Genomic DNA, 13,603 nt, shown 5'->3' with positions numbered 1-13,603 from the left:
TATTTTACTTAAGTTTTTACTTAAACAAGCGGTTTAAACCATTTAATGCCGCAACTCGATAAGCTTCTGCCATTGTTGGGTAGTTAAACGTAGTATTTACAAAGTAGTCGATGGTATTGCCACCATTTTTTTGTTCCATTATAGCTTGGCCAATGTGAACAATCTCAGAAGCACGCTCACCAAAGCAATGCACGCCAAGTACTTCTTTGGTTTCTGTATGGAACAATATTTTTAAACTACCCACATCGGTACCTGCAATTTGCGCACGGGCTAAGTGTTTAAATTGCGCACGCCCCACTTCATACGGTACTTTTGCGGCAGTTAATTGCTGCTCTGTTTTACCAACAGAACTCATTTCAGGAATAGTATAAATACCGGCTGGAATATCAATAATCAGCTTTTCATCGCAGTTACCACAAGCGATGGCATCTGCGGCAATCCGGCCTTGGTCAAATGCAGCACTAGCAAGGCTTGGGTAGCCAATAACATCGCCTACTGCGTATACATTGTCTATTTCTGTTTGGTAGGTTTCGTTTACTTTTACTTGTCCGCGGCTATCTGCTTTTAAGCCAATCGCTTCTAAATTCAGTGTATCGGTATTACCAGTACGGCCATTGGCAAATAAAATGCAGTCAGCCTTTACACGTTTACCTGATTTTAAATGCATAACAACACAGTCATCGCGGGTTTCAATGCGATCAAATTCTTCGTTATGACGAATAACAATGCCACTATTCCAAAAGTGATAGCTAAGCGCATCAGATATTTCAGCATCCATAAACGCAAGTAGGCGATCGCGAGTATTTACTAAATCAACCTTTGCACCTAGCCCTTTAAAGATAGATGCGTATTCACAGCCAATTACACCCGCGCCGTATATAAGTACGCGATGAGGATCGTGTTCAAGGCCTAAAATTGTGTCACTTTCATAAATACGCGAATGGGTGAAATCAACACCTGGTGGGCGATAAGGGCGTGAGCCGGTAGCAATAACAATAGTTTGTGCTGTTAGGCGTTCAGTTGAACCGTCATTACGTCTAATTTCAATAGTGTGCTTATCAACAAAGCTAGCATCGCCTTGAAACATATGAATGCGGTTACGATCGTAAAAGCTGCTGCGTAAGTTTGATTGCTTTGAAATTACCGAGCTGGCATGGCGTAAAATATCTGGAAAAGTAAGTCTTACTGGGCGCTCACCTACGTTAAACAAAGGGTTTGCTTTGTATTCAATGTAGCGACTAACCGAATGGCGAAGTGCCTTTGAAGGAATGGTTCCCCAGTGAACACAACCACCACCAACAGCTGTTTGGCGTTCAATAACCGCTACTTTTTTGTTACTTTTAGAGAGGTTCATAGCGGTCCCTTCACCGCCAGGACCCGTGCCAATAATGATTGCATCATATTGGTAGCTCACGGGTACTTTTTTCTTTTCTGGTTGTTTGGCCACAGCCACTCCTATTTTAACTAAAAGAGGCTTTTAATAACCTCGCATTAAGTGCTAGCCATGCCTGTTTTTGTGTTTCCCAGGCGGCTTCAAGCTCGTGATATTGTGCCATTAATGCCGACTTTTCACACTGCTTTGCCATATTATTTTTTTTAGCTTCTAACACTTGTTTTTGTAATGAGCAATAATTTTGCAGCTTTTTAAGCAACAAATCGTACTCTTGTTGTAATAATGTAAGCTTATCTTGCGCTAAAGGCAATTTTGCAAGGCGACCTTGTGTTTTGCTCATTAAGGTTTCTGCTTTAGCTTTTTCAATGCGCTCAACCGGTGTACGCTTTAATTTACTCGCTAAACCAATGGCAGCGAGTGAGCGGATCATCCATTTTGTTGGGTCGTAATGAAACCATTTAATGCCATTGCGGTAATCGCTGGCAAAAATATGATGGAAGTTATGATAACCCTCACCGTAGGTAAATAGTGCTAAAAAGCCATTGTCTCTCGCGGTGTTTTTTTCAGTGTAAGGGCGTGAACCCCAAATGTGTGCTACTGAGTTAATAAAAAAGGTAAAGTGCTGACTCAATACTAAACGCAATAAGCCTGCTAACAGTAACATGCCCCATACATCACCAAGCATTAAGCCGAGTACTAGCGGTAAACCAACATTCATGGCAATTACCAATTTTAAGTAATGCTTGTGTTGCCACATAACAATTTTATTTCGCTGTAAATCACGACAGTTGCTGTAATCATCGTAGCTGTCGCCTTGGTAGTCACGTAGCATCCAACCAATGTGGCTATACCAAAAGCCATTTGTGGCGGCATAAGGGTCTTTAACTGGGTCATCAACCTGACCATGGTGAATTCGATGATCGCTACTCCAATGCAATGCACTGTTTTGTAGCGCAAAGGCACCACCAAGGGCAAAAATAAATTCAACCACAGGATGAGCGTTGTAAGTTTTGTGCGCCCATAAACGATGGTAGCCCGCGGTGATCGATAACCCCGCAAAAAACATGCAAGCTACAAAAGCAACCCACTGCGTGCCTGTAAAGCCATAGTTAAACCCATACCAAGGTACAAGTGTAATAGCAGCCAAAAACGTCAGGCTAAAGAAAAGGACGTTGGTCCATATAATCGGTGGTTTTTTCATGTTTCTCATTTCTCAGCGTACAACTGTACGCTAAAATAATATTTCAATCTGCTGCCGTCAAGTATTAGACTGTACTATTAGCTATTTTTTTAATTAAAAATTTATTACAAATTCACTCAGGGAGCTGTTGATGTCGGGTGTTAGAGCACAACAGAAACAAAAAACACGACAAGCATTAATTGAAGCTGCATTTAATCAACTTAGTGCTGATCATAGCTTTTCTAATTTAAGCTTGCGTGAAGTAGCACGCGAAGCTGGTATTGCGCCTACCTCTTTTTATCGTCACTTTAAAGATATGAACGAGTTGGGCTTAACCATGGTTGATGAAGCGGGTTTAACCCTACGCCAGCTGATGCGCCAAGCACGCAGACGAATAGCCAGTGGTGGCAGTGTCATCAACACCTCTGTGGTTACTTTTATGGAGTTTATTGATAACTCAAGCAATCAGTTTAGACTTTTGCTGCGTGAACGCTCAGGTACCTCAAAAGCATTTAGAGCAGCAGTGGCACGTGAAGTGAAACACTTTATTTTAGAACTCGCACATTATTTAGAAAGTGAAACCCCCTGCGATGCTATTCATGCGTATATTCAGGCAGAAGCCATGGTTACTTTGGTATTTAATGCAGGCGCTGAAGCGCTCGATATTGAAGGTCAGCAACGCGATGAACTGATTGAGCGAGTTATATGGCAGTTACGTTATATTACGCGCGGCGCGTCAAATTACGTACGTGCTGAAAATAAAGAATAAATATTAAAAAAGTTAAAATAAGCGCTGTATTTTACAGCGCTTATTAATTTAAACCTGCTCTAGGTTTAAATTGGATATTTTATTCTTTTATACGATTTTGTTTGAATTTTAAATCCCCAGAAAGTCCCCTTTAATTATTTGTTTGGTATTTTTATGCTTGCGCCAACTGCGTTGCAATGATAAAAATAAGCCTCATTGGACACACACACAAGAAAACAGATGCAAACTATTCGCTTAATTACACTAAACCTCTTACTGCTGTGGCAAGTGAGCGGGGATTAGTGTGTTTGCATTGAGCTAAACATTAAAAACCCCGCAACCGCGGGGTTTTTTTTATCTCGCTGCAGGGATAAATCGAAATTTGGGTAATACAGGAATTGAGGGGCAGTTATGCAACAGCAAGATAAAGTATGGATTTTTGATACCACCTTACGTGATGGTGAGCAGGCACTAAAAGCAAGCCTAACAGAAGACGATAAAGTTCAACTGGCGCATACCATTAGCCGCTTAAATGTGGATGTAATGGAAGTGGGGTTTCCGGTGTCGAGCCCAGCTGACTTTCGCTCAGTGCAACGTATTGCCACCGAGGTTAAAGGCCCTATTATTTGTGGCTTAGCTCGCTCGGTTGCCAAAGATATCGAGGCCTGTGGCGATGCGCTGCGCGCTGCACAGCAAAGCCGTATTCATACTTTTATTGCCACCAGCCCGCTTCATCTTGAACACAAGTTGCGTATGAGTCTTGATGATGCCACTGCAATGGCTGTTAAATCTATTAAATTAGCGCGTAACTATACCGATGATGTTGAGTTTTCGTGTGAAGATGCTGGGCGTACACCGCATTGGGATTTATGCAAAATTGTTGAGCAAGCAATTAACGCCGGTGCATCAACAATTAATTTGCCAGATACAGTCGGTTTTGTAACTCCAGATGAATACGCAGCAATGATCCGTCATTTAATGAATAACGTGCCAAATATAGATAAAGCGCGTTTAAGTGTGCATTGCCACAACGATTTAGGTTTAGCCGTTGCCAACTCCGTGGCCGCAGTGCAAGCCGGTGCACGCCAAATTGAATGCACCATTAATGGTATAGGTGAGCGTGCGGGGAACTGTTCACTTGAAGAAGTGGCAATGATCATGAAAATGCGTAAAGACCACTTAAACGTATATACCGACATAAAAAGCGAAGAAATTTATCGCGCCTCTCGTCAAGTGGCCAAAATTTGTAATATGCCGGTACAGCCAAATAAAGCGATTGTTGGCGAAAATGCGTTTGCTCACAGCTCAGGTATTCATCAAGACGGTGTATTAAAAGCGCAAAACACTTATGAAATTATGTCACCAGAAAGTGTTGGCGTACCAAGTAATCAATTAAATATGACCTCACGCTCAGGCCGTCATGTTATAGAGCACCGCTTAGAAGAATTAGGCTATCAAAAATCAGATTACGACATGGATAGCTTATACCAAAGTTTCGTTGCGCTGGCTGATCAAAAAGGCACAGTATACGACTACGACCTAGAGGCCATGATTTACTTTAATCAAATTAACGACAAAGACGAAAAGTACCAGTTAGAGTTTGTTAACTCTGCGTCTAATTCACAATCGGTGGCCAGCTCAACCATAGGCTTGCTGATTGATGGCGAAGCAAAACAAGAAGCCGCAACAGGTAATGGTCCAGTTGAAGCTTCGTTTGCTGCTATTGAGCGCTTAACAGGTATGAGTGTTGAAATGATTGAATACAATTTAGAGGCCACCGGCCAAGGCGCCAGCTCATTAGGGCAAGTGAATATTATTGCTAAATATGATGGTCGTCCCTATCACGGTGCTGGTATTGCGGCCGATGTGGTCGAAGCCTCAGTACGAGCTATGGTTCGGGTTTATAACTTAATTTATCGAGCACAAAAAGTGTCTGATTTAAAACAACAAAGGAAAGCAGGATGAGTAAAACACATTACAGCGTTGCCGTATTAGCAGGCGACGGTATTGGCCCAGAAGTTATGGCAGCTGCAGAGCAAGTACTTGACGCAGTCAGTGATAAATTTGGTTTTACTCTGAACCGTGAGCATCACGCGATTGGCGGCGCAGCCATTGATGAATTTGGCAAAGCACTTCCTGATACCACTTTAAAAGCCTGTGAAAACGCCGATGCTATTTTATTTGGCTCCGTGGGTGGTCCTAAGTGGGAAAACCTACCACCGAATGAGCAACCAGAGCGTGCCTCATTATTACCGCTACGAAAGCACTTTGGTTTGTTTTGTAATTTGCGCCCAGCGCAGTTATTACCTGCATTAAGCGCTGCATCACCACTTCGTGCTGATATTAGCGAAAAAGGCTTTGATATTTTGTGTGTGCGTGAGCTAACCGGCGGTATTTATTTTGGTGAAAAAGGTCGCAGTGGCGAAGGTGCTGAAGAAGCGGCATTTGACACCCAAACATACTCGCGTAAAGAAATTGAGCGTATTGCACGTTTTGCTTTTGAGGCCGCTAAATTGCGCAGCAATCATGTAACCTCGGTTGATAAAGCCAATGTTTTAGCATCAAGTGTACTTTGGCGTGAAGTAGTCACTGAAGTGAGTAAAGAGTTTCCTGAAGTGAGCTTAGATTATATTTATGTAGATAATGCAGCGATGCAGCTAGTTAAACAGCCTAGCCAGTTTGATGTATTACTGTGCGATAACTTATTTGGCGACATTTTATCGGACGAATGCGCGATGATCACCGGCTCAATGGGGCTATTACCTTCGGCTAGCTTAAATCAATCAGGCTTTGGCTTGTATGAACCCGCGGGTGGCTCAGCGCCCGATATCGCCGGAAAAGGGGTCGCTAACCCTATTGCACAAATTTTAAGTGCCGCATTAATGTTACGTTATTCATTAGGACAAGATGAAGCGGCTCGCACCATTGAAAAAGCAGTTGCAGAGGCGGTTGAAGCGGGTGTGGGGACGCCTGATATTTATCCGCAGGGCGGCTATACCACCACCGATGTTGCAGCGGCTATCGTTTCACGCATTTAATTATTAAAGCCACAGCACCGTTAGGTTGTGGCTCAATCAGATCAGGGAGTTAGCAAGTGGCTCAAACTTTATACAATAAAATTTGGCAAGCACACACGGTTGCCAGCATCAACGAGCAAACCGATTTACTTTATATTGACCGTCATTTAGTACACGAAGTGACGTCGCCACAAGCATTTGCAGGTTTACGTGAAAAAAATCGTAAAGTGCGCTGTCCAGAAAAAACCATTGCGACCATGGATCATAATGTTTCAACTAAAAGCCGTTCATTAGATGCAGCCAGCGAAGTCTCTAAAAATCAACTAATGGCACTGGATGCAAACTGTAAAGAATTTGGTATTTTGCTGTACGACCTAAATTCAGTAAATCAAGGTATAGTACATGTGATTGGCCCAGAGCAAGGGATCACTTTGCCAGGCACCACCATAGTATGCGGCGATAGTCATACCTCAACCCACGGCGCGTTTGGAGCGCTTGCCCATGGTATTGGAACCTCAGAAGTTGAGCACGTATTAGCTACGCAAACGCTACAGCAAAAAAAGGCTAAGTCGTTAAAAATTCAAATTAACGGTGTGTTACGCCCAACAGTAACTGCTAAAGATTTAATTATGGCGGTTATAGGTAAACTAGGCACTGCTGGTGGTACGGGTTATGTGGCTGAATTTTGTGGTGAAGGCATAGAGGCGCTTTCGATGGAAGCGCGCATGACACTGTGTAACATGAGTATTGAAATGGGTGCCAAGGCAGGTTTAATTGCCCCAGATAAAATCACTTACGAGTACTTAAAAGGGCGCCCATTTGCACCAAAAGGCGCTGATTTTGACGCCGCTGTTGCCTACTGGGAAACCTTAAAAACTGATGATGGCGCAACCTTTGACTTAGAGGTAGAGCTAGATGCTGCTAATATTCAACCACAGATCACCTGGGGGACTAACCCAGAGCAAGTGATTGGCGTTGACGAATGTATTCCAGATCCAGAAAAAGAAACCGATTTAATTAAAGCTGATGCTATTCGTAGTGCACTTAAATACATGGGTTTAAAAGCGGGCGATAAGTTATCAACTGCCAAAGTAGACACAGTATTTATTGGCTCATGCACCAACAGTCGCATTGAAGATTTACGCGCCGCAGCAAAAATTGTTGAAGGCAAGCAAGTGGTTGCTGGCGTAGAGGCATTAATTGTTCCGGGCTCAGGTTTGGTTAAACAGCAAGCAGAAGATGAAGGCCTTGCCGACATATTTAAAGCTGCAGGGTTTGAATGGCGTGAGCCGGGTTGTTCTATGTGTTTAGCAATGAATGACGACCGTTTAGGCGCAGGTAAACGCTGTGCATCTACATCTAACCGTAATTTTGAAGGACGCCAAGGGCGAGGCGGGCGTACACACTTAGTGAGCCCAGCAATGGCGGCAGCGGCAGCAATACATGGCCACTTTGTTGATATTAGAGGAGAAGCCTAATGAGCATCTATTTTAGTGGCTTAATGGCCCCACTTGATAAAAACAACGTCGATACCGACCAAATTATTCCAAAGCAGTTTTTAACTTCAACCAGCCGTGATGGTTTTGATGCTGCGCTATTTTACGATTGGCGTTATTTAGATAATGGCGAGGCAAACCCTGATTTTATTTTGAACCGTCCTTGCTATCAAGGCGCGCAAATACTACTAACCCGCGATAATTTTGGTTGTGGTTCATCACGTGAGCACGCACCATGGGCGCTTAAACAATATGGTTTTGAAGTGATTTTGGCTGAAAGCTTTGCTGATATTTTCTTTAATAACTGTGGTAATAACCAAATGCTTGCTATTGCATTGCCAGCGCAAATATTAGAAGACTTATTTGTGTTAAGTGAGCAGCATGACGATATTCACATTGATGTGGATTTAGAAAACCAGCAATTGCGCAGCAATAAATTTGCGCCAATCAGCTTTGATATTCGCAAAGACGTGAAAGAGCGTTTATTAAGTGGCTTAGACTTTATCGGTGTAACCGAGACCCTGAATCCGCAAATAGATGCGTTTGAAGCAAAACTTGCCGCTGAGCGTCCTTGGCAATAGTGGCTTAAAAGTTATTAAATAATGAAACGCGGCATAAGCCGCGTTTTTTATTGCTGTCAGATGCTGTTCATCGTGATTACTGTCTTTGTGTTTGTTTAAACGCTAAGCTAATTTTTTACATGTTTAGGGATACATTATGAAATTATTAACAGCTGCAGCATTAATGCTTTCATCAACCGCTGCAATAGCACGCCCAGCGCCTTTAGTATCAATTCCAAGCCATGATGGCTTTTTTGATAATATTGCTGCCCATTGTGGTAAAGCTTTTGAAGGTAAAGTAACGGTTGATAATGCCACAGGGCCGAGTTCATTTGCCGATAAAAAATTAGTTATGCATGTGCGTAAGTGTAATGAACGTGAGCTACAAGTGCCGTTTCATGTGGGTGATGATGCCTCACGTACGTGGATCATCACAAAAACAGGCAGTGGGTTGAGCCTAAAGCACGATCACCGCCATAAAGATGGTACTGATGATGTATCAACTATGTATGGTGGCCATACGCTTGATGCGGGGTTTGCTAACATGCAGTCATTCCCTGCTGATCAGTATTCAAAAGAGTTATTTGTTAGCCAAGGCATACCACAATCGGTTGGCAATACATGGCAAATGTATATTTACCCTGAAAAGTTCACTTACCGACTCATTCGCCAAGGTCGCGAATTCCGCGTTGACTTTGATTTAACTAAGCCTATCACACCACCGGCTGCACCATGGGGATATGGTGTTAACTAATCTTTTTTTATATTAAAACCACTGGCTGTTTTAACGCTCAGTGGTTTTATGGAAGCATAACGAGGTGTTATTTCTTTGAGGTTTTTTCTGCAGGCATTTCACACTGCACAAATACACTCAGTGGTGGCTGATAAGCGCGTGGTTTAGTTGGAAAGCGCTCATACTCTTGCACGCCTTCAGTTACTTTTAACATGAAAGGGTTATCGCGACATAAACGGTTTGCGTGGCGCAATAAAAACACACTTTGGTTTCTAAAATGTGGATAGTCATCAGACTGTATTTCTAAGTGGTAATTGTTAGTGTCTATTTGAGTTTGCTTGTAATGCACCTTTTCATCAAAGTCATAGAGTCGCTGCATTTCAGTTTGTTCTGCCGACACATTCGAACACGCTGTTAAAAATACCCAGCTAATACTTCCATATATATAATGATTTGCTTTTCTGCTCATAAACCTTTAACTCCATCTTGATTTTGGGTAGTGTGATCAGCATATCTATTACACCCGTTATGATATAAGTCTAACACCCAAAAAGGGGAAATGTGATGCTCAAGCAAATTAAACAGCTTTTTTCGAGTATTGATCAGCAAGATTATGATATTGAACAACATGATTTAAAAACAGCGGTTGCCGCGTTATTAATTGAGGTAATGCGAGCGGATAACGATTTACAGGCAGATGAGCAGCATACGCTAAGTCTGACATTAAAAAAGTATTTTGATTTAACTGATGAAGCAGTCGATGAGCTAACTGAGCAGGCAAGTTCGAGCTTAGATGACGCCATTGATTATTTTCAATTTTCAAAGCAAATTAATAATCAATGCAGTGCAAAGCAGCGCATTGAAATAGTTGAACTACTCTGGCGATTAGCATACTCAGATGGTGAACTTGATCCACAAGAAGAATACGTTATTCGTCGTGTTGCAAACCTATTGTACGTTACCCATGAAGACTTTATTGCTGCAAAGCTTGCAGCAACAAAGTTGTAGCGAATGTTTATTTTAGTTTACTTGCTACGCTAACCAACTGCTGCGCAAGGCCGGCTACTTTTTCAGCGGTAGCAGGGTCGTTAATACGGCCGTTTTCGTCTAACAAAGTATGAATAGCCGGTACAGCTAATTGATTGGCTAATACTAAACTGCCAATGCCAGATAAAATATCACGCACGTGATTTAAGCCACGTAAGCCGCCAAGTCCACCTGGTGATGCTGCATATAATGCGGTTACTTTATTTGCAAATGCAGGCTCTGCGCCTTGTTCGGTGCGCGATGCCCAATCAATGGCATTTTTTAACACCGCGGTAATAGAACCATTATATTCTGGGCTGGCCAGTAAAATACCATCGGCTGTGCGCAGTTTGTCCTTTAATTGTTGTACGCCGGCTGGTGTGCCTTGTGCTTCTAAATCTTCATCAAACATTGGTATGGCTAAGTCTGCAAGTTTAATCACTTCCACTTCAGCGCCACTTTCTAGTGCAAAACGTGCAGCTTCATTAATAAGTTTTTGATGGAAGCTGTCTTTACGTAAGCTACCTGCTAGGGCAATAATTTTTGGTGTAGTCATGAGTTGATCCTGATGCTGATTATCTATAGGTATGACTTTAACAAATAATCACTTGCAGAAAAGCCAAATAAACGCAAAACTTGTGTGCATATATGCACAGTTTGAAGAGTGGTTACCATGGCAATTCAATTTGATGATTGGCAAGATCTTAAGGTTGCTTTTGAGGTGGCGCGGTTAGGTACTTTAACTGCAGCAGCCGAAGCGCTAGATGTGCATCATAGCACGGTGCTCAGACGAATTAATAACTTAGAAAAAAGCTTAAATGCGCGATTATTCCACCGCCATGCTCGTGGCTACAAAGTCACAGAGATTGGCGCTAAGTTATTTACCACAGCACAAGCAATTAACGGTGAGCTAGAGCGTTTACACAGTGACATAATTGCAGCAGATAGTACCTTACAAGGTAGTTTGTTACTCACCACTGTGAGTGGTTTTATAGATGTATTAAGTGAGGTATGCGAGCAGTTTCAAACCTTGCATCCGCAAGTGCAATTACAAGTGATTATGGATCAAAAGCGTTTGCGCTTAGACCATGGCCAAGCACATATCGCTGTAAGAGCAGGCCCTAGACCGGATGAAGGTGATTATATTGCGCAGCACTTGGCGGCACTCTCGTCAGGATTTTATGCCTCAAAACATTACATTAGTCGTTATGGCTTGCCACAAACGTTAGCACAACTCTCGGTGCATAATTTTGTCTCGGGTGTGGCTGGGTATAATGGCAAAGTGCCATATTTTTCGTGGGTTGATGAAAATATTCCCTCGTCGCAAGTTAAACTTAGAGTATCAGAAACCTCAGAGGCTACTCGCGCCATCGTTAAGGGGCTAGGGATTGGCGGATTACAACATGATGTTGCAGCGCAATACTCTGATTTAGTGCCTGTATTACCTAACGAACTTAGTTGGCCTACTGACTTATGGTTAGTGACGCATCATTTAGTGCATCGTACTGCGAAAGTGCAAGCGTTTAGTCAGTTATTAAAAACCTATTTTAAGCAGCGCAAATTAAGTTAAAAAAGCTACAACGATTTTTTAACTGAAATACCCAAGCGCTTGGCTAGCCGTGTTAAGTTAGCGCGGTCGACCTGTAAACTACGCGCTGTGCTTGCCCAGTTATAATTATGTTGTTTAAGTTGCTGTATAATAAGCTGCTGAGTGTAAGTATCGGTGGCTTGTTTTAACGAAATGTTGTTTGTTAAAGGTGTGGTTGCAAGCTGGTTTGAGTGTTCAAGAGCTAAGGTGTTAACAGCGCTTAAATTTAGCTCGCAATGCTCTGGCTCAATAGTAATAATTGGTTGCTGCCATTGATGCTGTTTAGCTTTTAATGCGGCGCGATTAATAACATGTTCCAGCTCTCTTACATTGCCAGGCCAGTCATATTTTTTTAGCAGTAATTGCGTTTCAATGCTGAGTTTTAGCTGTTTAATCGCAAGCTTACGAGCTGTTTTTTCCAAAAAATAACCGGCTAATAAAATAACATCTTCATCACGGGCTTTTAACGGCGCCACGCTTAACGGGTACACACTTAGGCGATGATATAAGTCGGCGCGAAATCGCCCCTGTTCTACTTCGTGTTTCAAATCACGGTTAGTGGCTGCAATCACTCTAACATCAACATATTTAAGTTCATCTTCACCAACGGTTTGTACTTCGCCACTTTGCAGTACCCGTAATAATTTACTTTGCATTGCCAGTGGTAGCTCGCCTATTTCATCCAAAAATAAGGTACCGCCATCGGCTAATTGAAACTTACCTTGGCGAGCATTTTGTGCCCCCGTAAAGGCGCCTTTTGCATGGCCAAAAAATTCACTTTCGGCGAGGTTTTCAGGCAGTGATGCACAATTTAAATGGATCAATGGCTGATCTTTGCGTGCTGAATGCAAGTGAATATTACGCGCCACCAACTCTTTGCCGACCCCAGTATCACCTAAAATTAATACACTAAAATTAGAGGCTGCAACCAGCTTTATTTCGTTTTTAAGGGTTTGTATTACTGGGCTTTGGCCAATAATTTCACCACCATCACGCTTGAGCGCCTCACGGTTTAACTCTTGTACTAATTCACTTGAGTGCTGGGCATGTTGTTTGTAATGGGCAAGCTCTAGGGCTGTTTTAAAGTGCGCACTGCACAAGGTTTGTAAGGTATTAAGCGTATCAGCGGTAATGCCGTCAAACGCATTAGCGTTTAGGCTATCAAAAGTCAGAATACCAAGCAGCGAATCTTTATCATAAAGCGGTAAACCTAAGCAGGCATGCACTGGAATATCACCGGTTTTAGCTAGTAGTAAGCCGTCATATGGGTCTGGAAGCGGGCAGTCATGTGCAAATTGCAGTGCCAAGCGGTGATTACAAATAGCATCAAGACGAGGATGCTCTGCAATATTAAAACGCCTGCCTAAGCTATCAGGCATTAAACCTTTAATCGCTAAAGGCTTTAATTGCTCGCCTTGGCGAATTAACAAGGCGCTAGCATCACTTGGAATAACACGTTCAACCGTGGCTAAAAGTTGCTCGAAACTGTGGGTATGTAAGGTGCTTTGTGCAAGCTCCAAGGCAACTTGAGTCAGGCTGAGTTGTTGGTTCATGTCAAAATGACCTGTTAGTGTATTTTGTTGGTTTTTATGATAGGTCATAAAGACTCTTTTTGTAAAGTGAAATTAAATAATATATTGAATTTAAAGCGTTTATTTAATTGGCATGGTCTGTGTAATAACAAAATAACGAAAGCAGTTATTGGGGTTGTTATGGGCAGTATTTTTTTAGAGCAGGTTAATTATTCAGTGAAGTCTAATTCTCTGTATTACCGTGTGCTATCTCATGCAAATAAGATGCTATGTATTAGCGTATTGGGGGTGTTGATTACGCTGCTAATAAGTTATCCCTATGCAGGCTAC

The 13,603-nt window shown here is 42.4% G+C and carries 13 protein-coding genes; 8 read left to right on the top strand and 5 right to left on the bottom strand.

Features of this window, described 5'->3' with window-relative positions:
* Window positions 1–16: 16 nt before the first annotated feature.
* Entirely contained in the window at window positions 17–1,447 is a 1,431-nt protein-coding gene (sthA, locus tag AN392_RS11030; protein WP_008114205.1) for a Si-specific NAD(P)(+) transhydrogenase, read from the bottom strand.
* Between the two features lie 13 nt (window positions 1,448–1,460).
* Window positions 1,461–2,594 carry a fatty acid desaturase gene (locus AN392_RS11025; RefSeq protein WP_054202812.1) on the bottom strand — a complete coding sequence of 378 codons (1,134 nt, stop codon included), beginning with the start codon at window positions 2,592–2,594 and terminating at the stop codon, window positions 1,461–1,463.
* A 130-nt stretch (window positions 2,595–2,724) separates the two neighbouring features.
* Here AN392_RS11025 and fabR point away from each other — a divergent pair, with 130 nt between their 5' ends.
* From fabR to AN392_RS10995, 6 genes are all read left to right on the top strand, one after another.
* Window positions 2,725–3,342 (top strand): HTH-type transcriptional repressor FabR, encoded by a 618-nt coding sequence (gene fabR, locus AN392_RS11020; RefSeq protein ID WP_008114202.1) that lies wholly within the window; start codon window positions 2,725–2,727, stop codon window positions 3,340–3,342.
* 390 nt (window positions 3,343–3,732) lie between these two features.
* Entirely contained in the window at window positions 3,733–5,286 is a 1,554-nt protein-coding gene (leuA, locus tag AN392_RS11015; protein ID WP_010392352.1) for a 2-isopropylmalate synthase, read from the top strand.
* Window positions 5,283–6,359 carry a 3-isopropylmalate dehydrogenase gene (gene leuB, locus AN392_RS11010; RefSeq protein WP_055012752.1) on the top strand — a complete coding sequence of 359 codons (1,077 nt, stop codon included), beginning with the start codon at window positions 5,283–5,285 and terminating at the stop codon, window positions 6,357–6,359. The genes leuA and leuB overlap by 4 nt, the downstream gene beginning before the upstream one ends.
* A gap of 56 nt (window positions 6,360–6,415) precedes the next feature.
* Window positions 6,416–7,816 carry a 3-isopropylmalate dehydratase large subunit gene (gene leuC, locus AN392_RS11005; RefSeq protein ID WP_055012751.1) on the top strand — a complete coding sequence of 467 codons (1,401 nt, stop codon included), beginning with the start codon at window positions 6,416–6,418 and terminating at the stop codon, window positions 7,814–7,816.
* Window positions 7,816–8,415, top strand: coding sequence for a 3-isopropylmalate dehydratase small subunit (gene leuD, locus AN392_RS11000; protein WP_055012750.1), 600 nt, complete (start codon window positions 7,816–7,818; stop codon window positions 8,413–8,415). The genes leuC and leuD overlap by 1 nt, the downstream gene beginning before the upstream one ends.
* A 136-nt stretch (window positions 8,416–8,551) precedes the next feature.
* Window positions 8,552–9,148, top strand: a complete 597-nt coding sequence (locus AN392_RS10995) for a hypothetical protein (RefSeq protein ID WP_055012749.1) — start codon at window positions 8,552–8,554, stop codon at window positions 9,146–9,148.
* A 67-nt stretch (window positions 9,149–9,215) separates the two neighbouring features.
* On the opposite strand, the gene AN392_RS10990 is transcribed toward AN392_RS10995, so the two are convergent.
* Window positions 9,216–9,596, bottom strand: coding sequence for a hypothetical protein (locus tag AN392_RS10990; RefSeq protein ID WP_010392359.1), 381 nt, complete (start codon window positions 9,594–9,596; stop codon window positions 9,216–9,218).
* A gap of 95 nt (window positions 9,597–9,691) precedes the next feature.
* On the opposite strand from AN392_RS10990, the gene AN392_RS10985 reads away from it, so the two are divergent.
* Window positions 9,692–10,135, top strand: coding sequence for a TerB family tellurite resistance protein (locus tag AN392_RS10985; RefSeq protein WP_055012748.1), 444 nt, complete (start codon window positions 9,692–9,694; stop codon window positions 10,133–10,135).
* A 7-nt stretch (window positions 10,136–10,142) separates the two neighbouring features.
* Here the strand turns inward: AN392_RS10985 and AN392_RS10980 are convergent, their stop codons facing one another.
* Complete coding sequence (locus tag AN392_RS10980) at window positions 10,143–10,709, bottom strand: NADPH-dependent FMN reductase (protein WP_054202817.1); 567 nt, start codon at window positions 10,707–10,709, stop codon at window positions 10,143–10,145.
* Window positions 10,710–10,826: 117 nt separating this feature from the next.
* Between AN392_RS10980 and AN392_RS10975 the strand changes: the two genes are divergently transcribed.
* Window positions 10,827–11,723 carry a LysR family transcriptional regulator gene (locus tag AN392_RS10975; protein ID WP_010392364.1) on the top strand — a complete coding sequence of 299 codons (897 nt, stop codon included), beginning with the start codon at window positions 10,827–10,829 and terminating at the stop codon, window positions 11,721–11,723.
* A 5-nt stretch (window positions 11,724–11,728) separates the two neighbouring features.
* Here the strand turns inward: AN392_RS10975 and norR are convergent, their stop codons facing one another.
* Window positions 11,729–13,294: a nitric oxide reductase transcriptional regulator NorR gene (gene norR / locus AN392_RS10970; RefSeq protein WP_055012764.1), complete on the bottom strand. Its 1,566-nt coding sequence runs from the start codon at window positions 13,292–13,294 to the stop codon at window positions 11,729–11,731.
* Between the last annotated feature and the right edge of the window lie 309 nt (window positions 13,295–13,603).

This window comes from Pseudoalteromonas sp. P1-16-1b, from assembly GCF_001401785.1.
GTDB lineage: Bacteria > Pseudomonadota > Gammaproteobacteria > Enterobacterales > Alteromonadaceae > Pseudoalteromonas > Pseudoalteromonas undina.
Note: the sequence above shows the minus strand (reverse complement) of the source record. Positions and strands in the feature narration are given on the sequence as shown.